Annotated in this window: 19 protein-coding genes; 11 read left to right on the forward strand and 8 right to left on the reverse strand. The window is 64.2% G+C overall.

Features of this window, described 5'->3' with window-relative positions; all coding sequences use genetic code 11:
- The first annotated feature begins 23 nt into the window (after positions 1-23).
- The 7 genes from lspA (at position 24) to GD606_RS05620 (ending at position 5194) form a co-directional block, all read left to right on the forward strand.
- The gene (lspA, locus tag GD606_RS05590) at positions 24-515 is read left to right on the forward strand and encodes a signal peptidase II (RefSeq protein ID WP_163303103.1); all 492 of its coding nucleotides are present in this window, start codon (positions 24-26) and stop codon (positions 513-515) included.
- A gap of 162 nt (positions 516-677) precedes the next feature.
- Complete coding sequence (locus tag GD606_RS05595) at positions 678-908, forward strand: PLD nuclease N-terminal domain-containing protein (RefSeq protein ID WP_163303102.1); 231 nt, start codon at positions 678-680, stop codon at positions 906-908.
- Positions 905-1879 (forward strand): tol-pal system protein YbgF, encoded by a 975-nt coding sequence (gene ybgF, locus GD606_RS05600; protein ID WP_163303101.1) that lies wholly within the window; start codon positions 905-907, stop codon positions 1877-1879. The genes GD606_RS05595 and ybgF overlap by 4 nt, the downstream gene beginning before the upstream one ends.
- Positions 1880-1910: 31 nt before the next feature.
- Positions 1911-2348, forward strand: a complete 438-nt coding sequence (locus GD606_RS05605) for an NIL domain-containing protein (protein WP_163303100.1) — start codon at positions 1911-1913, stop codon at positions 2346-2348.
- A 78-nt stretch (positions 2349-2426) separates the two neighbouring features.
- The gene (locus GD606_RS05610) at positions 2427-2960 is read left to right on the forward strand and encodes a PilZ domain-containing protein (RefSeq protein ID WP_163303099.1); all 534 of its coding nucleotides are present in this window, start codon (positions 2427-2429) and stop codon (positions 2958-2960) included.
- 13 nt (positions 2961-2973) lie between these two features.
- Positions 2974-3711, forward strand: a complete 738-nt coding sequence (locus GD606_RS05615) for a protein phosphatase CheZ (protein ID WP_163303098.1) — start codon at positions 2974-2976, stop codon at positions 3709-3711.
- 331 nt (positions 3712-4042) lie between these two features.
- Positions 4043-5194 carry a flagellin N-terminal helical domain-containing protein gene (locus GD606_RS05620; RefSeq protein WP_163304057.1) on the forward strand — a complete coding sequence of 384 codons (1152 nt, stop codon included), beginning with the start codon at positions 4043-4045 and terminating at the stop codon, positions 5192-5194.
- Positions 5195-5450: 256 nt separating this feature from the next.
- Here the strand turns inward: GD606_RS05620 and GD606_RS20910 are convergent, their stop codons facing one another.
- The 5 genes from GD606_RS20910 to GD606_RS05645 form a co-directional block, all read right to left on the reverse strand.
- Positions 5451-5786 carry a rubredoxin gene (locus GD606_RS20910; protein WP_163303863.1) on the reverse strand — a complete coding sequence of 112 codons (336 nt, stop codon included), beginning with the start codon at positions 5784-5786 and terminating at the stop codon, positions 5451-5453.
- A 78-nt stretch (positions 5787-5864) separates the two neighbouring features.
- Positions 5865-6080, reverse strand: a complete 216-nt coding sequence (locus GD606_RS05630; RefSeq protein ID WP_163303862.1) for a rubredoxin — start codon at positions 6078-6080, stop codon at positions 5865-5867.
- A gap of 213 nt (positions 6081-6293) precedes the next feature.
- Entirely contained in the window at positions 6294-6788 is a 495-nt protein-coding gene (locus tag GD606_RS05635) for a rubrerythrin family protein (RefSeq protein ID WP_163303865.1), read from the reverse strand.
- A gap of 52 nt (positions 6789-6840) precedes the next feature.
- Positions 6841-7353, reverse strand: a complete 513-nt coding sequence (locus GD606_RS05640; RefSeq protein WP_163303861.1) for a Fur family transcriptional regulator — start codon at positions 7351-7353, stop codon at positions 6841-6843.
- 193 nt (positions 7354-7546) lie between these two features.
- Positions 7547-8137 carry a hypothetical protein gene (locus GD606_RS05645; protein WP_163303860.1) on the reverse strand — a complete coding sequence of 197 codons (591 nt, stop codon included), beginning with the start codon at positions 8135-8137 and terminating at the stop codon, positions 7547-7549.
- Between the two features lie 377 nt (positions 8138-8514).
- Here GD606_RS05645 and GD606_RS05650 point away from each other — a divergent pair, with 377 nt between their 5' ends.
- Positions 8515-10272 carry an acetate--CoA ligase gene (locus GD606_RS05650; protein ID WP_309550390.1) on the forward strand — a complete coding sequence of 586 codons (1758 nt, stop codon included), beginning with the start codon at positions 8515-8517 and terminating at the stop codon, positions 10270-10272.
- A gap of 63 nt (positions 10273-10335) precedes the next feature.
- On the opposite strand, the gene GD606_RS05655 is transcribed toward GD606_RS05650, so the two are convergent.
- Both GD606_RS05655 and GD606_RS05660 read right to left on the reverse strand, forming a co-directional pair.
- Positions 10336-11121: a 3'-5' exonuclease gene (locus tag GD606_RS05655; RefSeq protein ID WP_246298991.1), complete on the reverse strand. Its 786-nt coding sequence runs from the start codon at positions 11119-11121 to the stop codon at positions 10336-10338.
- Positions 11118-13049: a putative nucleotidyltransferase substrate binding domain-containing protein gene (locus GD606_RS05660; protein WP_176629229.1), complete on the reverse strand. Its 1932-nt coding sequence runs from the start codon at positions 13047-13049 to the stop codon at positions 11118-11120. Before GD606_RS05660 ends, GD606_RS05655 begins: the two co-directional genes overlap by 4 nt.
- Positions 13050-13532: 483 nt before the next feature.
- Here GD606_RS05660 and GD606_RS05665 point away from each other — a divergent pair, with 483 nt between their 5' ends.
- From GD606_RS05665 to GD606_RS05675, 3 genes are read left to right on the forward strand one after another with little or no spacing between them, the layout of a single operon-like run.
- Entirely contained in the window at positions 13533-13838 is a 306-nt protein-coding gene (locus GD606_RS05665; RefSeq protein WP_163303392.1) for a DUF485 domain-containing protein, read from the forward strand.
- A gap of 4 nt (positions 13839-13842) precedes the next feature.
- Entirely contained in the window at positions 13843-15390 is a 1548-nt protein-coding gene (actP, locus tag GD606_RS05670) for a cation/acetate symporter ActP (RefSeq protein WP_163303393.1), read from the forward strand.
- The gene (locus tag GD606_RS05675; protein ID WP_163303394.1) at positions 15387-16517 is read left to right on the forward strand and encodes a putative nucleotidyltransferase substrate binding domain-containing protein; all 1131 of its coding nucleotides are present in this window, start codon (positions 15387-15389) and stop codon (positions 16515-16517) included. Before actP ends, GD606_RS05675 begins: the two co-directional genes overlap by 4 nt.
- 114 nt (positions 16518-16631) lie before the next feature.
- On the opposite strand, the gene GD606_RS05680 is transcribed toward GD606_RS05675, so the two are convergent.
- Positions 16632-18728: a methyl-accepting chemotaxis protein gene (locus tag GD606_RS05680; RefSeq protein ID WP_163303395.1), complete on the reverse strand. Its 2097-nt coding sequence runs from the start codon at positions 18726-18728 to the stop codon at positions 16632-16634.
- Between the last annotated feature and the right edge of the window lie 82 nt (positions 18729-18810).

Raw genomic sequence — 18810 nt, forward strand, 5'->3', positions numbered from 1 at the left:
CACGGACGGCAAAAAGGAGCCGCATGAAACGAAGCTACAAGCTGGCCGGACTCATCACCCTGGTCGTGGTGGCCCTGGATCAGGCCGCCAAGGCCTGGATTCTGGCCAACATCATCCTCTATACCACCCATCCGGTCATCCCGGGATTTTTCAACATCGTGCATGTCTTGAACAAGGGCGCGGCCTTCGGCTTTTTGAACCGCTCGGACATCACCTGGCAGACGTACCTATTCTTCGCCACCACGGCCATGGCCGTGGTGCTCATCCTGCATCTTTTGCGCGCCGCCCTGGAAGAGGACACCACCCTCATCTGCGGTCTGGGACTGATCCTTGGCGGGGCCATCGGCAACCTCATCGACCGCATCCGGTTCGGCGAGGTGGTGGATTTTCTGGATTTTCACTATGGCGATCTGCACTGGCCGGCCTTCAACGTGGCCGACATCGCCATCACCCTGGGTTCCGTGGCCCTCATGGCGGCCTTTTTGCGCGCCCGCAAGGCCCCGCCCGAGGAGTGAGCCCGGGGTTTGCCTTACGCCCCGGCAGCGGATACCATGCGGCCCGGACGCGTCGCGCGGCCCCTTGAGACACGGCCCCACGGCACGCCCCGGCGGGAACCGGACCCTGCGGCCCTGTGAACGAAACGCCATCTCCAAGGCCGCCTGGCCTGTGAGGAACATATGATCTGGGCTCCCCTGCCCCCCATGTCTTCAGGACAACTGGTCCTTGTCTCCCTTTTGGCCTTTTTGCCCATCGTGTTGAACCTGTGGGCCATCTGGCACAGCTTTACGCGCGTGTTCCCCACCCCGGCCGAAAAAATGGCCTGGTTCGGGGCGGCCGTGTTCATTCCCGTGCTGGGCGGCCTGGCCTATCTGCTGTTTGGCAGGAAAAGAGGAAAAAAACCGCTATGAACACCACCACGACCCGTCTCGCCACGATGGCCGCAGTCATCGTGGCGCTTCTGGCCCTGTGCTCCTGCGCCTCGAAAAAGGCCGATCCGGCGGCTCCCGCGCCCCTGGACACCCCGGCCGACATGTGGGCCGAGATGGAAAACCTCAAGTCCGAGGTGCGCGGCTTAAACGCCAAGATCGAGGAATTAAGCTACCAGGCCAAGTCCCGCGAAGGGGCTTCCGGCGCGGAGATGTCCGGCCGCGTGGCCCGGCTGGAATCCCAGGTGGCCCAGATGGCCTCCCAACTGGCCATCGACATCGACGGCGCAGGCCCCACGGCCTCCGGCCCGGCGGCCATGGCCGGCGCGCCCGCCACGCCGTATTCCGCCCAGACCGGCTACCCGGCCCAGGCCGCCTATCCGGGACAGGCAGTCGCCCCCGCAGCAGGCCAGCACGCACCGTCCTATGGCGTGGAGCAGGGGGACGGGGATTACGAGGACGTCCCGGCGCCACGCCAGTCGCCCTACGCCCAGGCCCCGGCCAGCCCCTACGCCCAGGCCCCGGTCGCGCCTGTCGCGCAACCGGTCGCCCAACCGGGCGCGCCGGTGCTCAATCCGCCCAAGGATCCGGCCGACGCCCTGTACACCCAGGCCCTGCAGGCCTTCAACGCCAAGCAGTATCGCGAGGCGTTGTCCATGTGGACGGAGTTCACCAAGAACTTCTCCAAAAGCCCCCTGGTTCCCAACACCTATTTCTGGATCGGGGAGTGCAATTACCAGATCGGCGATTTCGCCAACGCCGTGTTGTCTTATCAGGAAGTCATCGACAAATTCCCCAAAAGCAACAAATATCCCGACGCCCTCTTCAAGCGCGGCGCCTCCTTCGTCAAGCTCAACAACAAGCAGGCCGCCAAAATCTCCTTCCAGGAACTGATCACCAAATATCCCAATTCCCCACTGGCCCAGCGCGCCAAGGCCATGATGCCCAAATAGGCGCGCACCACGCCAAAGGAAGCGACACCACATGGAATCCGAATCGAAATACAAGAAAATCGTCTACCTGACCTTCCCCCCGGACGTTTCCAACAAGCCCGTGGTGTGCAACCTCACCAGGCTTTACGATCTGTGCTTCAACATCCTCAAGGCTCAGATCACCCCGCGCCAGGACGGCCAGATGACCATTGAAATCTTTGGGGATCCCCAGGCCTTCGAGCACGGCATGGCCTACCTCAAAGAACACAACGTCAAGGTCCATCCCATCACCCAGAAAATCTCCCGCGACGAGCAAACCTGCATCCACTGCGGCATGTGTACCGCGCTTTGCCCCACCAAGGCCCTGGCCGTGGACACCACAACCCGGCTGGTGGTCTTTCACCCGGACAAGTGTTCGGCCTGCGGCATCTGCACCAACGTCTGTCCGGTCAAGGCCATGGACGTGTTTCCGGAAAACGGACATAACTAACGGCGGGTTCCCAGATTCCCGACTTCACATGTCGCCGCCCTGGCGGCGTCCACCCTCCGCCATGCGAGGCGCACGGCCATGTACGACACGGAAAAACGAACCTATCTGCGGATCCCCACCCGCATCAGCGGGCATGGACGGCTCCTTGGCGACCCCTCCGAACAACCCGTCTTCCGAGACGCCCCCCTGGCCGGACTCACCGGGCCCGGGGCCTTTGACGCCCGCGACGCCTCCATTCCGGAAAGTCTCTACACCCTGCTCTCCAGCTTAAACGCCAAGCTGGACCTCCTCATCGGCATGCTCGGCAAGGACCAGATGTCCTCAGACTTTCCCGTGGATCTGTCCGTCGTGGAGATCAGCGGCGCGGGGTTGCGGTTCTCCGCCTCCGCCGCCCTGCCCATGGACGCCGACATGGAGGTGGTGCTCATGCTCTCCCAGTTCCCCCTGCGCATGGCCGGGGCCATGGGCAAGATCATCCGCGCTGAGGACTGCGACGGCAAGACCATCTATGCCCTTGATTTCACGCGCATCAGGGAGCGCGACCTGGAAACCATCGTGCAGTTCGTCTTTCAAAGCCAGAGAGACGAAATACGCGGCAAAAAGTGGGACTAACCGGAGCCACGTCATGATGAAGGAAACGGATTTCGTCGAACGCCTGATGGACAAGGTCATCGCCGATGTGGCCGACAGCCTCAAGGAAAGTATCGTCGCCACCGTGGAACGGGAAGTCACCAAGACCCTCTCCCGCTCCCTGGTGGAAAGCGAATTCTACCGCCGCTTAAGCGATGAAATGCGCACCGGGCTCCAGGAAATCTACAAGGAAATCAATTCCGCCGCAAAATCCGGTTCGGAACCGGCGCAGGCTTCCGACAGCCGCCAGGCCGACAAGCTCTTTCACGAGGCCGCCGCCCAGCTCGACCAGATCCTGCTGACAACGGAAAAGGCCACCACCGAGATCATGGACATCGTGGAAAAACACCTCGATCTCCAGGCCACATCGAACCAGATCCTGCACAGCCTCAAAAGCGGCGGCGTCAGCAAGGAACACCTCCAACAACTGCGCGACCAAAGCGACCTGCTCAATCAGGATCTCATCAGCATCATGACCAGCTTAAGCTTCCAGGATCTCACCGGACAACGCATCAAACGCATCATCGAAGCCATCAAAAAGGTCGAACAGATCGTCCTCGACCTCTACCTGTCCACCGGCCTCAAGATCAAAGCCCGTGAGGAAGCCCCTGAAAAAGACATCGAACAACTCGATGTCGAGGCCAAACAAAAGGTCACGGAACTCAAAGGCCCCCAGTCCGGCGTCGCCCAAGAAAGCGTGGACGACCTCCTGGCCCAGCTCGGGCTGGAATAATAAGAATACCGATACCGGGGCTGCTGCCCCGGACCCCGCCCGGGGGGAATCATTCCCCCCGGACCCCCCGTCATCCCCCGGCGGGACGGACTGCTGCGCAGTTTCGCCCCGCCGGGGGAAAACGCGTTGTCCAGGATGAAGGGCCTTCCCGCGGTCAGCCGGGAGTCGTTCCTTTCCTGCACCAAGGATTCCTGACGGTTGGCATAATAATGCACAAAATATCCCGCCCGCCCTATTAGCAGCTACAGAACATCCGATACAGACAGCAAGGTTCATGCGCTGCACGACGGCATGGGCAAGGCCGAATAAGTCCGAAACAAAGGACCGACCTATGTCCTTGGTTATCAATCACAATCTGATGGCCCAAAACGCCACCAGAAATTTAAGCACCGCCTACGGCGCCCTGGCCACCTCCACCCGCCGCCTGTCCTCGGGGCTGCGCATCGGGACCGCCGCCGATGACGCCGCCGGACTCGCCGTGCGCGAGCTCATGCGCGCCGACATCGCGGCCCTCAACCAGGGAGTCAGAAACGCCAACGACGCCATCTCCCTCATCCAGACCGCCGACGGCGCGCTCGGGGTCATCGACGAAAAGCTCATCCGCATGAAGGAGCTGGCCGAACAGGCCGCCACCGGCACCTATACCTCCGACCAGCGTATCATCATCGATTCCGAATATCAGGCCATGGCCTCGGAAATCACCCGCATTGCCAACGCCACGGATTTCAACGGCATCTATCTCTTGAATGGAAATCTCTCCGGCAGCACCCACGACGGCACGGCCATGGCGTCCACCGGAAAGCTCAAGGTCCACTTCGGCACCGCCAACGACTGCGCCGAGGATTACTATTATATCCAGATCGGGACGTGTACGGCCAGTGCTTTGGGTTTTAGAGGCGGCTCTAGTACGTCTGGAACGACTGAAGCTGAGTATGTAGCAGAACACAATCTGACAATTATATATCCTCAAAACGTAAGTATAAGTTCAGTTGATATTTATAACAATTCTCCTCAAAGCGTACAGGATCAATTTGACAGATCGGTTGACTCAAACATGTATAGTGATGCTTCGAATAACTATTATATATTTGCTCGGACCACCTCCGGAGACCTTCATGTTCTCAGGGGTGATTCGAGCAACAACTATATCAGCGACACCAACCTCAGCGGTTCCTCCAGCGCCAGTTCCATCTCCACCCAGGAGCTGGCCCAGCAGGCGCTGATCACCGTCAAAAACGCCATCATCTCCAAGGACAAGATTCGCGCCAACCTCGGGGCCTTGCAGAACCGTCTGGAGAACACCATCTCCAACCTGCAGATACAGGCCGAGAACCTCCAGGCCGCCGAGTCGCGCATCTCCGACGTGGACGTGGCCACGGAGATGACCGAGTTCGTGCGCCAGCAGATCCTCACCCAGGCCGCCGTGGCCATGCTCTCGCAGGCCAACTCGCTGCCGCGCATGGCCCTGCAGCTTATGGGATAAACCGGGGCTGCCGCCCCGGACCCCGCCCGGGGGGAATCATTCCCCCCGGCCCCCTTGGCATCCGTCGGCGGGTTGCCCGGCGCTTCGCGCCAGGCAACCCGCCGACGGGAATCCATGGGCCACGGCGCATCGCCCCTGAAACCATGCGGCCCGTGCCAGGCGCAGAAGCGCCTGGCACGGGGCCGCACGTTACGGGGTGCAGGGGGGTTACCCCCCTGCCGGGGGCGTGGGGGCAGCGCCCCCACATCTCTCCCCGCTATATCTCCCGGGCGAATCGGTTCTTGGCTGCGCCGCAGATGGGGCAGACCCATTCTGCGGGCAGCTCGGCGAAGGCGGTACCGGGCGGTATGCCGTGATCCGGATCGCCGAGGGCGGGGTCATAGGCATAGCCGCATTGCAGACACAGGTAGCGGGCGGCGCTATGGGCCGTCGTGGCGGGCGACGCCACGGGCGGCGTGCGGTCCACGGCATGGAACTTGTCGTGGGCGCAGGCGCAGATGGGGCAGCGCCAGTCGGTCGGCAGGTCAGCAAAGGCCGGGCTTTCGTGTGGGCCGTGTTCATAGCCGCAGACCGGGCACAGGTACGGGGACATGCGTCCTCCTTGCGTCACGTCAAGAGGCGGGGTTTGTGGATTCGTGAGCCGGACGGTACGATCCTCGCAGGGCGCGGGCTATTTTTCGCAGGCGATGTCCTTGGTGGAGCCGGGACCGGCCAAGGGACGGAAGCATTTCTTGGTGGCCCCGCAGACAGGACACTTCCAGTCATCGGGAAGGTCTTCGAAGGACGTGCCCTTGGGGATCTTGCCCTTGCGGTCGCCGCGATCCGGGTCGTAGATGTAGCCACAGTTGGTGGTCTGGCATTGCCACATGTTTTCAGGTGCGGCCATGTCGCATCTCCTGGTTCGGGGTTGACGGGTGTGATCCGCCGCATAACCGGCGCGGTTCGCCGCAGAGGTGTTCTTTCCGTGGCGGATGCCGCGAAATGTGTGCCGGGAGGCTCATGGGGAACCTCCCGGCATCATGTGCGTTCGGCCCTGAGAGGTCTGCCGTTCCACCCTCGGGAACGTGTCATGCCAGAAGCGGCAGTCCAGGACCGAACGCTACACGACCTTGGAGAAGGCCTTTTTGGCGGCCTTGCACACGGGACAGGAATCCGGGGCCTCACCCTCGCAGGTATAGCCGCACACGGAACAGACATGATAGTCGGTTTCCGGAAGTTTATCCATCAATTCGGAGGCCTTTTTGTACAGATTGGCGTGAATGGCCTCCACGGCGTTGGCATAGGTGAAGGAGCGTTCGGCGGCCTTGTGTCCTTCCTCTTTGGCGTGCTCGATCATGGGCGGATACATTTCCTTGAATTCGTGGATTTCCCCGGCCATGGCCTCCTTGAGGTTCTCGGCCGTGGTCCGGATGCCGCCTGCGGCCCGCAGATGGGCATGGGCATGCACGGTTTCGGCGGCGGCGGCGGCCCGGAACAGCTTGGCCACCTGGGGGAAGCCTTCCTTGTCGGCCTGGGCGGCGAACGCCAGATATTTGCGATTGGCCTGGGATTCCCCGGCAAAGGCCTCCATCAGATCTTTTTCGGTCTTGGACATCATGTCGCTCCTTCTCGTCTGTTTGTTTTCAGGTGGTGCTGCAAAGGGATGCTCACTGGATTTTGGCTGACTCCCCCGGAACCGGCGCGGGCTCGCCATCGGCCAGCCCCCGGTCCCCGGCCCCGGACTCCAGGCATCGGCAGCAGATGCCCCGGATCACCACCTGGGCGTCGCGCACCCTTCCCCACCCGGCCACGGATTCCTGGAGCGCGGCCGGGTCGAATTCGCTGATCGGCAGATCGTCGATGCGTCCGCAGCATTCGCAGGCCAGATGGTGGTGCGGGCTTATATCGCCGTCGAAGCGGGCCGTATCCCCGTCCATGGGCACCCGGGCGGCCAACCCATGCTCCCTGAGCACCGCCAGCGTCCGGTACACCGTATCCAGGGAGATGGTCGGCACGCGCTCCCGAACCCGCCGCCAGACGGTCTCGGCGCAGGGATGATCGCAGGCCGCCGTCAACTCGCTGTAGATCTCAAGCCGCTGGTGGGTCAGCTTCAGTCCATGGGCCGCAAAAAGGTTCCGGGCGTGATCCGGGGTCGGTTTTTTGCTTTCTGGGGTTGTCATGGCCGCTCCTTGTTAAGAACAATTCCTAAATAAAAACTATTCCTGCCGATGTCAACCCGTTTCCCCAGACAAACGGGAAAATGCGACACGGCCATGGGAGTTCCGGCGTCCGACGCGGGCGGACAGGGAAAGACGGGCTCGCCACGGGAAGAGGGCGGGACAGGGAGGAAGGTCGAAAACCGCCCCGGGCGGGCTATTTGAAATCGCGCATGCGCTCCCGGATGCGGTCCATGTTCAGGGACACGAAGGCGCTGTATTCATGCAGGGTATCGTGGATGACCACGCCTTCCTGGCGGGCCAGCTCATAGAGTTTGGTACGGGCCACCCGCTCCCCGAATTCCCACATGCGGCGGGCGGAAAATTCCACCAGCCGGTCGGCGGCCTCGCCGGGCATGGTGGAGGCAAGGCCCGTCTGGCTCTCCGCCGCAGCCGGTTCCAGGGCGAATTCCGGCTGTCCGGTCTGGCCTGTCTGGCCGGACACGGGCGGTTTGGCCTCGATCATCCCCATCCGCCGTTCCAACTCGGCAAGCCTCGCCAGGACGGGCGCAAGATCAGGCCGGTGGTCCCCGCCGAGGCAAAAGCCTTCCCCGGCCTCTGCCTGGCCCATATGCGCCGCCGCGAATTCCAGGGCCCGGGAGATGGCCTCCCGCTGGGAGACGTTGTAACGGGCCTGGATGGCCTCCAGGGCCGACGTCGCCCCAGGCGTCAGGGTCACGCCCACGGGCTTGCCGCCCTGCGCCACCAGGGTGGCCCGCCAACGGGTTGCCCGGGATTTTTCGATCATGGCGACCTCCCGATACTGGAAACGAGCTAGCAACAAATATAGGCACATCGCCAAAAAAACGGCAAGACCTTTCCGGTCGTTGCTCCATCCTCGCCTCCCGCGCCACCGCCGGAAAACGCCATCCGGCCAAACCGCTTGTCGGATCGCAGCCGCCGCTTACCGAAAGGGCGTGGCCTTTTTGTCGGCAGCCCGCTAGGATTTGAAAAATGGCGAATATTTCCATCGGCCATCCCGGAGTCTGCCATGAGCCCAAACGGAACCCTGGACGCCCTTCTTGTCGAAAAACGGGTCTTCCGGCCGCTGCCGGGACAGGCCATCGAGGCCAATCTCCCCCCCAGGAACTTGAGGCCGCACGAAAAAAGGCCCAGACGGCCCCCTTGGACATCTGGGAGGAGGCCGCCTCGGAACTGGTCTGGTACAGGCCATGGCAGGCGGTCGTTTCCGCGCCCGACGGGGCGGCCTTCCCCCGCTGGTTCCCCGGCGGCCAGACCAACATCGTGGCCAACGCCCTGGATCGCCATGTGGAATCGGCGCACCGCAACACCCTGGCCCTGATTTTCGAATACGCCTCGGGCGAAAACAAGAAATTCACCTATTTCGAACTGCACCGTGAGGTGTGCCGCCTGGCCAGGGCCTTTGTGTCCCTTGGGGCGGCACGCGGCGACCGCATCCTCATCCACATGCCCACCCTGCCAGAGACCGTCATCGGCATGCTGGCCGCCGCCCGCATCGGGGCCGTGCATTGCCTGGCGCCCCTGGGGTTCTCGGCCAAGGCCCTGCGGCGGCGCATCGAGGCCAGCCGGGCCCGGATCATCCTCACGGCCGACATCGGCCTGCAAGGCGACCGGATGGCGCCCATCAAACCCGTGGTGGACGAGGCCCTGGCCGGAACCGGGGAGACCCGGGTGGAGACCGTGGTGGTGGTGCGCCGCTCGGACCAGGACATACCCATGACCGAAGGCCGCGACCTGTACTATCACGACATCCTGGGCGGCGGGCGCGAGGCCTCCCCGCCCGAGCCCATGGAATCCGACGAGGAACTGTTCGTGCTCCACGCGGGTTCCTCCCTCTCCGCCCCCCGGGGCATCGTGCATGGCCACGGCGGCTACATGGTCGGCGTGTACCGCACGGCCACCTGGGTGTTGGACTTAAAACCTGCGGACGTCATCTGGTGTACGGCCGAACCGGCCTGGATCACCGGACATTCCTACGCCGTTTACGGGCCGCTGCTGGCCGGGGCGACCACGGTCGTCGTCGAGGGCAACCCCCTGGCCGGGCATGGCCAGCGGCTGTTCGAGATCATCGACCGCCATGGGGTGAGCGTTCTCTACACCTCCCCCACCCTCATCCGCATGATGCGCCGCATGGGGGCCGCCCCAGGCCGCGACCGCGACGCCAGCACCCTGCGCCTTCTGGCCACGGCCGGCGAGCCCATCCCGCCCGAGCTGTGGGTATGGTTCCACAAGACCATGGGCAAGGGCCAATGCCCGCTTCTGGATACCTGGTGGCAGACCGAAACGGGCATGATCCTCCTGTCCCCCCTGCCTGCCTCGCTGCTTGCGCCTGGTTCCGTGGGACGCCCCCTGCCCGGGGTCTCGGCCGATGTGGTGGACGACGCCGGAAACCCCGTGCCGCCGGGCAAGGGCGGCCATCTGGTGCTCAACGCCCCCTGGCCGGGCATGCTCCTGACCCTGGACGGCGACCCCGAGGGCTACCGCAGACAGTATTTCGAGCGGATCAAGGGGGTCTTTTTCACTGGCGACATGGCCCGCCGGGACGAGGACGGCTCGTTTTGGATCCAGGGCCGGGCCGACGACGTGGTGCAGCTTGGCGGGCACCGCCTGGGCAGCGCCGAGATCGAGGGGGCCCTGGCCTCCCACCCGGCCCTGGCCGAGGCGGCGGTCATCGTCGTGCCCGACGCCATGGGCGCGACAGCGGCCAAGGCCTTCCTGGTTCCGATCCTCGACTGGGATCTGCGCTACGACTCCGAGGAGGATCTGGTCCGCGACGTCAAGGCCCATCTGCGCCGGGAGCTTGGGACCGTGGCCGAGGTGCGTTTTTTCGCCGTCCGCAGCTGCCTGCCCAAGACCCCAAGCGGCAAGATTTCCCGCAAGGCCCTGCGCGAGGAAGCGTGATCCCGGACGGGAACCGACGACCCCGGCCAGGCCCTGGATGACGCTGCCGCAAACGGGGTTTTGTCAGGACGAATGCCACCGCCAGTTGCGCCCGGCCCGATACAGGTCGTGCAGGGTCACAAGCCTGCCGCCCTGGATTTTGCGAATGAGATACAGGAAAAGGTAGGCCGTCTGCATGGCGTCGGCCAGGGCGTTGTGGGCCGGAAACCGGGGAAGTCCCCATTCCATTGAAAGGTCGGACAGGGCATAGGAGACGTTTAAGGCATAGCGGTCGTAGTAGTTTTCCCAGTGCTCGGCGCGGTAGATCTGGGCCATGCGCAGGGTGTCCAGACAGGGGTTTTCCACCTTGAGTCCGTACACGTCGGCCATGGCCCGGTTGAGAAAGGCCATATCCAGGCCGACATGGTGTCCGACCAGAAGCGACGACCCCACGAACTCCAGGAACTCCGGCAGCACATGCCGCAGCCTGGGCCGGTCCTGAACCTGTTGCGGGGTGATGCGGTGAATCAGCGTGCTTTGCTTGGGCAGATCCTTGCGCGGCCGCACCAGCACGGAAAAGGACTCGCCCGGCACGATGCACAGCCCCCGCACCCGCACCGCGCCGATGGACACGATCTCTTCATGGCGCGGATCAAGGCCGGTCAATTCCGTGTCCACCACCGTGAAGTCGCAGTCCTTGAGGGCCACGGCCGTGTCGAAGGTCTGGAACCGATCCCGGTTCTCCACCAAAAGGGGATGGGGCGGGCCAGGGGCCGGACGCGTCCTCCACGGCGTCATGCGGCCCAGAAGCCGCGTGAAAAAGGCCTGCCCCGTCCCGGCCCGGCCAGAGCCCATGGCGCTTTCGCTCATGTCGCCTCCCGATTCAGGCCGCTTCTGTCCGCAATAAGCGCCTGGGCCAGGGCTGCGGCGGAAAACACGTCTTTGAGCATGCGCACGGCCAGGGGATCGAGGTCCGCCGCCACGACCAGATCGTCCATCTCTCCCGGGGAACGGCCGGACCGGGCCTGGCCGAGACGATGCGCCAGCCGCAGATGCATGAGGAAATCCACGGCCGTGGCGATGCGGTCGCAGGCCTCGGGGTTCAGACGTCCGGAATCGCGCAGGGCCGCCAGCCTGGACAGGGTGTGGCCCCCGGGCAGGCCATGGGCCAGGGCTGACAGGGCGGCGAAACCGGCCAGAGGGGCCAGTCCCAGGGCCTTCACGTCGAAATGCCGCTCCCCCTTTCCGAAAGCGTCCACCACCTGCCCGGCATAGACGGCCAGGGGCGGATGTTCCGGAAAAAGCGTCCGGGAAACCCGGGCCAGAAAATGGGCATCCCGCACGGCCCGTTCCCGGATCTCCCGGCACAGCCGCTTCCCCAGGTCGAAAAACCCAAAGACCGGCCGCGCCTCGCACAGGGCAAAGGCCAGGACGGCGCTCTCCGGGCGGTCATCGGCGGCATGGCCGGAAAAAAAGGCCGTCCATTCCGCAAACGCCAGGCTGCGCGAGCCGGAAAACCCGCCGCGGGTTTCGGGGGCATGGCAGATGGTGCGCACATGGGCCAGGGCCATCCGGGAAAATCCCGCGAAATAGTCCCGGCAGCGCACGGCCTCCTCCTCTGGCGGATCCTGGTAGACCACCACCCCGTCCGGAGGCTCCCCCGGAACCTGCTCCATGCGGCCCGCATCGCCCAGGGCCAGCCAGCAAAACGGGGCCGGAGGCGGCCCGAGCTCCCCCTGGATCAGGGTCAGCACGCGTTCCAGCACGGCGTCCCAGACCATGGACAGCATCCGCCCCACATGGGACGCCCCGGCCCCGTCTTCGAGCAGGGCCCGGGCCGTGCGGGGAATGCGTTCGCACAGACCGGCCAGGGAGGACACGTCCCGGGCGGCCTCAATGTCCGCAAACAGGGAAAAGGGCGAACGCCCCTGCAACGCCAGGATGTCGTGGGAGGTGACCATGCCCGTCACGTCCCCGTCGCGTTCCACGGCCAGATGGTGGACACGGCGCTGCATCATGACCGTCAGGGCCCCGAAACACGCCTCCTTATGGTCCACCACGCACACCGGGGAGCTCATGATCTCGCGCACGGGACGGGTCATGTCCCCGCCCCGGGCCAAGACCTTGTAGCGAAAATCCCGGTCGGTCACGATGCCCGCCACCCGGCCGTCCGCATCCCGCAGAAGGATCGACCCCACCCCGAAATCGGCCATCCGGGCGGCGGCGGCCACGATGCTGGCCTCGCCCGGGATGTCCACCACCGGGGAATGGGCCACCTCTCCCACGGTCAGGGCGAAGATCGGCCGGAATCCCGCCCCCCCGCCTCCCCCCCTGTCCCGGCGAAGCACGGCCAGGGCCCGCTCCAGATAGTCCTTTGGGAACCGGTCGCAAAAATAGGCCGCAAGAGCGGGGAACTCCCTGGCCGCCTGCAAAAAGAGCCCTCCCTCCAGGCGGAAAAAAAAGGTGTCCGCCAGGGCCGTGGCGTCACAGGACGCCGGTTCCCCGCGCAAAAGCTCGGCGGCCCCCACGGCCTGTCCCGAACCGAGATAGTCCAGCCCGCGCGGCGCGTGGGCGCCTCCCGGGCCGGAGACGCAGACCCCCCCGGACTGGATGAGCAGCAAATCCTCCACCCGTTGGCCAGGGCCGAACAATCGCGTCCCCACGGGACAAAAGTCCACCCGGGCGGCATCCGCCAGTTGCGTGAGCACCCCCTGGGGCAGATCGGAAAACGGCGGAGTGGCCGTAAAAAAAACGACAGGCAGGCAGGCCCTTTCCAAAACAAAGGTCTTGTCCATCATGACGGCGTGGCCTCCAGGGCGGGCTGCGGCATACGCCCGCACATCCCCCATAGCCCGGCCGCGCCGCCGGCGCATGTCCTTTTCGGCAAGCGGCGAGGGAAATCCGTCCAATGGCCGCCGCACCCTGTCGGCGGATCGGGCCGTTGCCACAGCGACGCCGCAAGGGGCAGGCCCGGCCCCGACCGTGCAGCACTCCCCGCCAACGGCGATTTTTCGCCGTCAAACGGTCCTGCGCCCTCCCGGGGCCACGACACCCCGCGTACATGGCGAAAAACCCGCCGCTTACCTAAAATGCCTGCGGCCTGCGCCGTTGTTTTGATAAGTTGGCCCTCGTCCTGCGGAAACGTCCCGGCAAGGCAGACAAACCGGGGCATGTGTGAGTGCATACGGCAAACGCGAAACGGTCGGCACCCGGCCAGACCTCATTCCCCCGGCGGTATCCAACCGGGGCGGATCAAACCCCACACCATGAGAGGAGCCCCCATGTCCGCCGAACCAGCCAGACACATCGACGAGGCCGCATTCCGGAGCCTGGTCCGCGCCAAATGGACCGTTTCCCTGATTCTGACCGTTCTCATCCTGGCCATCTATTTCGGATTCATCCTGGTGCTGGCTTTCGCCAAGGATCTGCTCACGACCAAAATCGGCACCCATCTGACCCTGGGGCTGCCCGTCGGCCTGGGGGTGATCCTGTCGGCCTGCGTGCTGACGGGCATCTACGTGTACTGGGCCAACCGGACCTATGACGCTTCGGTGCGCGACATCATCCGTTCCATGAAGGGGAAATAACGCCATGACCGACTTCACATCGACCCTGGGGAAACCCAATGCCGTGTCCATCGGATTTTTCTTTCTTTTCGTGGCCGCCACCCTGGTCATCACCTACTTCGCGGCGAAAAAAAGCAAGTCGGCCTCCCAGTTCTATGCCGCAGGCCGGAGCGTCACCGGCCTGCAAAACGGACTGGCCCTGGCCGGGGACTACATGAGCGCGGCCTCGTTTCTGGGCATCGCGGGGCTGGTGTCGCTGAAAGGTTACGACGGGCTCATCTATTCCATCGGATTTTTGGTCGGCTGGCCCATCGTCATGTTCCTCATCGCCGAACCCTTGCGCAACCTCGGCAAGTACACCTTCGCCGACGTGGTGGCCTACCGCCTGTCCCAAAAACCCATCCGGGTGGCAGCCTCGTGCGGCTCGCTCATGACCGTGGCCTTCTACCTCATCGCCCAGATGGTGGGCTCCGGATCGCTGGTGCAGCTCATGTTCGGGCTGCCCTACGAGGCGGCGGTGGTGGTGGTGGGCGCGATCATGATCGCTTATGTGCTCTTCGGCGGCATGCTGGCCACCACCTGGGTGCAGATCATCAAGGCCGTGCTGCTTCTGGGCGGGGCCTCGGTCATCGTGTTCCTGGTGCTTTTCAAATTCGGATTCGATCCCTCCAACCTTTTCGCGGCCGCCGTGGACAAATACGGCGACAAGGTGCTCGCCCCTGGTGGCATGGTGGCCAATCCCTGGGACGCCCTGTCCCTTGGCATCGCGCTCATGTTCGGCACGGCCGGGTTGCCGCACATCCTCATGCGCTTCTACACCGTGCCCGACGCCAAGGCCGCCCGCAAATCCGTGTTTTACGCCACGGGATTTATCTCGTATTTCTACATCCTGACCTTCATCATCGGCTTTGGGGCCATGGTCATCGTGGGCCAGGATGTGGTGACCACGTTCGACAAAGGCGGCAACATGGCCGCGCTGCTCCTGGCCGAGGTCACAGGGGGCACCATGTTTCTGGGGTTCATCGCCGCCGTGGCCTTCGCCACCATCCTGGCCGTGGTGGCCGGGCTGACCCTGGCCGGGGCATCCACCTTCTCCCACGACCTGTACGTCAACGTGTTCAAGTCCGGAAAGGCCACGGAGGAAGACGAGGTGAAAATGGCCAAGCGAGGCACGATTTTCCTGGGCATCCTGGCCGTGGTCCTGGGCATCGCCTTCAAGGGGCAAAACGTGGCCTTCATGGTCGGCCTGGCCTTCGCCATCGCCGCCAGCGCCAACTTCCCGGCCTTGCTTTTATCCATCCTGTGGCGGCGCTTCAGCACCTTCGGCGCGACACTGAGCATCTACACCGGGTCCGTCCTGGCCGTGGGCCTGATCATCATCAGCCCCACGGTGTGGGTGGACGTCCTGGGCAACGCGCAGGCCATCTTCCCCTGGAAGAACCCGGCGCTCATCTCGCTTCCGGCGGCCTTTTTCGCCGGATGGCTGGGGTCGGTCCTTCGGCCCGAGCCCGACGCCGAGGAAAAATACGAGCAGCAGAAAATCCGCAACTATCTGGGCATGGGAGCGGAATGAGGACAGAGACGCCCCCCCTCCCGGATGATCCGGGCAACGAGCTGCACCAGGTCGCGCAGCTTCTGGCCCGGCGGGGACAGCATCCGGCGCTTCTGCCGGAGGCCATCGCCAGGGCGGAGAGCGTCTCCGCCCTGGCCTTGCTTTTCGCGGATCTGCGCAGCATGGCCCTGTGCGGCGTGGAGGCGGGCATCGCCTCCCGGACTCTGGGCCTGCTCATCAGCGAGGTGAACGACCACATCCTGGCCCGGACGGCCCGGATCGTCGAAGGCGGCATGGGCGGGCCGCTGCGGGACTTCTGCCTGGTGGCGCTTGGCAGCGAGGGTCGCCGGGAACAGTTTTTCGCCACGGACCAGGACAACGGCCTGATCCTGGCCGAAAGCGACGCCCCGGGCGGCGGTGGAGAGAGCGCCGTAGCCGCTTTTGGCCGGGAGTTCATTGCGGCCCTGACGGCCATCGGCTTTCCGCCGTGTGAAAACCGGGTGATGATCGACAATCCAGACTGGCGAAAGCCCCTGGAGCAATGGAAGGAGACCGTGGACGACGTGGTGCGGGAGCCGGACGGCCCGGGCATCCTGGTGTTGTCGCTTCTGGCCGACGCCCGGCCCATAACCGGGAACGCGGCCCTGTGCCACGGGCTGGCGGCCCATCTGCGCAAGCGGGTGGCGGACTCGCCCGTGACCCTTGGCTACATGGCCCGGGAGGCCCTGCGCTTTCCGCCGCCCCTGGGTTTTTTCAACACGCTTGCGGTGGAGCGGTCCGGTCCGGACAAGGGCGGGCTGGATATCAAAAAGAGAGGGATTTTCGCCCTGGTCCAGGGACTGCGCACCATGGCCCTGGAGCAACGCCTCATGGCGACAGGCACTCCCGAACGCCTGGCGGCATTGGCCGACCTGGGTATTTTTTCACCCCCCTTGGCAAAGCGCCTGCATGGGGCCTACGACGTCTTGCAGACCTTGCGCCTCCGCTTCCAGGCAAAGGCCATCCTCCAGGGGGAAACGCCACGCAACACGATCTTCCCGGACAATCTGGACAACCTCGAACGCGACCGCCTCAAGGACAGCCTGCATGCCGTGATCGAATTCCAGGAACTGGTGTACGCCCGTTACGGGCTGCACCTGTTTCCGTAGGGTGTCCGGGCGGGGCTGCCCGCCCAGACTCCAGTCCATCCGCATTCCCTCGAGACCTTTCGCAGCACGGGTCTGCCCTGACCGCCGCGCGGTCAGGCGTCGCACCGGAAGAGATCAGCCGAATCTTCCGGGCAATTTCGGACGTCGACCCGGAGCGGCCGCAAGCTCCCGGCTGCCATCCCCGGCCTGCATGTCGTCGATGAGGCGGCGCAAAATCTGCGTCTGTTCAGTCAACCCGGTCAGGGCCTCGGCGGATTGTTGCAAGGCGTCGGCCGTCTGGGCGGAAATACGGTTGATGTCCACGACGCTACGGTTGATTTCCTCCGTCGTGGCGGATTGTTCCTCCGAGGCCGTGGCGATGGAGCGCACCTGATCCGTGGTCTGGACCACGAGGTCCACGATGGCCTCCAGGGCACGGCCGGACTGCCCGGCAAGCCCCGTGGCGTCGTCAATGCGCCGCACCGTCTGATCCACGTTGTCGATGTTTTTGCTCGTGCCCTGCTGGATGCCGACGATGGCGTCGCCGACCTCCTTGGTGGCGGCCATGGTCTTTTCCGCGAGCTTTCTGACCTCGTCGGCCACCACGGCGAAACCGCGTCCGGCCTCCCCCGCCCTGGCCGCCTCGATGGCGGCATTGAGCGCCAGCAGATTGGTCTGGTCGGCGATGTCGGAAATCACATTCATGATCTGGCCGATGCCCTGGGCCTGCTGGCCCAACCGGGTCATGTCGTCCTTGAGTTGCAGGGCGTTCGTTTGGACGTCGCCGATGCTGCGAATGACCTGGGCCACGATGCTCGACCCCTCGTCGGCCTTTTGCCGGGCGTCGGTTGCGGTGCGGGCGGCCTGGGCCGCGTTTTGGGCCACCTCGATGACCGTGGCGTTCATCTCCTCCATGGCCGTGGCGGTTTCGGCCACCCGGTTCGACTGCTCCTGGGAGCCCTGGCTGGATTGCTCGATCTGGCCGGAAATGGACTGGGACGCGGCGGTGACGGCGTCGACGACGCCTTCCAGTTGCTCGGCCGCCTGAAGCATCCCCTCCTCCTTCGCCTTTTCCGCCCGTTCCCTGGCCTTTTCCGCCTCGGTCATGGCGACAGCGGCCTTTTCCGACTCCGCAGCCGCCACCCGGCCCTTCTCCTCGGCCTCGCCGATTTTGGCCTTGAGGTTGCCCACCATCTTGGCCATGGCCCGTTGCAGGCGGCCGATCTCGTCGTTGCGGTTGACGTCCAGGGGGGCGTCCAGGTCGCCATCGGCAATGCGCGTGGACGCGCCGACCAGGGAGCCGATGGGCCGAAGCACGTTGATGGACAGGATGATCAAAATGCCCACGGCCAAAATCACGGCCTGGCCTGCCGACAGGGAGAGGATGAGCAGTCCCAGGCTGCGGGCGTCGGCAAAGGCCGCGTCCTTGTTGACGACCATGCCGATGATCCAGCCGGTGGTCTTGGATTTCTCGAAAAGGATCAGCTTTTCAACTCCCAGCGACACGACATCGAGGCTGCCGCTTTGCTGGGAGGCGATTTTTCCGCCGTAGTCCGTCTCCTTGATGATATTGAGCTTGCCGATCAGCTTGCTGTCCGGGTGGGCGAGAACCAGTCCGTCAGGGGCCAGGACAAAGGCATACCCGGCAGGCGTGTCCAACGGCTTGACGAAGTTGTCCGTGAAGACGCCGATCTTGACGCCCGCCGAGATGATGCCGACGATCTTGCCGCCCTGGCGCACCGGCGCGGAGATGACGAAGACGGCCTCCCCGCTGTCTACGCTGAAAAGCGGGTTGGAAATAAAGTTATCCCCCGCGATGGCTTTTTGAAAATATTCCCGTTTTTCCAGATTGACGCCGATGAGTTTGACATTGGTGCTGCTGACCACGACGCCTTGCGGGTTGACGAATAAAATGCTGTCGAAGGTGGGATGCCGGGCGGCGCTGTCCTTGAGAAGCGCCACGGCGCGTTCCACGGCCGCCGGGTCGTCCGCGCCTGCGGTCAGGGCCTTGGCGAGTTCCTCCGTCTTGGAAAGGGTGATGATCTCGTTTTGCGCCCCGTCCACCCACAGTCCGATGGCGGAAAGCAGGGAGCCTGCCGTACTCTTGGCCTTTTCAACGGCGACAGCAGATAATGACTCGGTGCTGCGCTGGTAGGTCAGCCACGTCGAGATGGACATGCCGAGTATGATCAAGGCCAGGGTGGGAAGGATGAATTTCATCTTGAGGGTCATGGTGTTTCCCTACAGGCAAGAAGTTGGGACACAAACGACAAACATCCTCCAAATTGCGCAAACCATAACATACATATCAAGC

This window comes from Desulfolutivibrio sulfodismutans DSM 3696, from assembly GCF_013376455.1.
GTDB lineage: Bacteria > Desulfobacterota > Desulfovibrionia > Desulfovibrionales > Desulfovibrionaceae > Desulfolutivibrio > Desulfolutivibrio sulfodismutans.

Bases quoted from the DNA above. Each gene is read 5' to 3' on its own strand.
- actP (WP_163303393.1), top strand. From the start codon at position 13,843: ATGACCGACTTCACATCGACCCTGGGGAAACCCAATGCCGTGTCCATC.
- GD606_RS05595 (WP_163303102.1), top strand. From the start codon at position 678: ATGATCTGGGCTCCCCTGCCCCCCATGTCTTCAGGACAACTGGTCCTT.
- GD606_RS05635 (WP_163303865.1), bottom strand. From the start codon at position 6,788: ATGTCCAAGACCGAAAAAGATCTGATGGAGGCCTTTGCCGGGGAATCC.
- GD606_RS05620 (WP_163304057.1), top strand. From the start codon at position 4,043: ATGTCCTTGGTTATCAATCACAATCTGATGGCCCAAAACGCCACCAGA.
- GD606_RS05675 (WP_163303394.1), top strand. From the start codon at position 15,387: ATGAGGACAGAGACGCCCCCCCTCCCGGATGATCCGGGCAACGAGCTG.
- GD606_RS05655 (WP_246298991.1), bottom strand. From the start codon at position 11,121: ATGAGCGAAAGCGCCATGGGCTCTGGCCGGGCCGGGACGGGGCAGGCC.
- ybgF (WP_163303101.1), top strand. From the start codon at position 905: ATGAACACCACCACGACCCGTCTCGCCACGATGGCCGCAGTCATCGTG.
- GD606_RS05615 (WP_163303098.1), top strand. From the start codon at position 2,974: ATGATGAAGGAAACGGATTTCGTCGAACGCCTGATGGACAAGGTCATC.
- lspA (WP_163303103.1), top strand. From the start codon at position 24: ATGAAACGAAGCTACAAGCTGGCCGGACTCATCACCCTGGTCGTGGTG.
- GD606_RS20910 (WP_163303863.1), bottom strand. From the start codon at position 5,786: ATGTCCCCGTACCTGTGCCCGGTCTGCGGCTATGAACACGGCCCACAC.
- GD606_RS05645 (WP_163303860.1), bottom strand. From the start codon at position 8,137: ATGATCGAAAAATCCCGGGCAACCCGTTGGCGGGCCACCCTGGTGGCG.
- GD606_RS05610 (WP_163303099.1), top strand. From the start codon at position 2,427: ATGTACGACACGGAAAAACGAACCTATCTGCGGATCCCCACCCGCATC.
- GD606_RS05640 (WP_163303861.1), bottom strand. From the start codon at position 7,353: ATGACAACCCCAGAAAGCAAAAAACCGACCCCGGATCACGCCCGGAAC.
- GD606_RS05665 (WP_163303392.1), top strand. From the start codon at position 13,533: ATGTCCGCCGAACCAGCCAGACACATCGACGAGGCCGCATTCCGGAGC.
- GD606_RS05660 (WP_176629229.1), bottom strand. From the start codon at position 13,049: ATGATGGACAAGACCTTTGTTTTGGAAAGGGCCTGCCTGCCTGTCGTT.
- GD606_RS05630 (WP_163303862.1), bottom strand. From the start codon at position 6,080: ATGGCCGCACCTGAAAACATGTGGCAATGCCAGACCACCAACTGTGGC.
- GD606_RS05680 (WP_163303395.1), bottom strand. From the start codon at position 18,728: ATGACCCTCAAGATGAAATTCATCCTTCCCACCCTGGCCTTGATCATA.
- GD606_RS05605 (WP_163303100.1), top strand. From the start codon at position 1,911: ATGGAATCCGAATCGAAATACAAGAAAATCGTCTACCTGACCTTCCCC.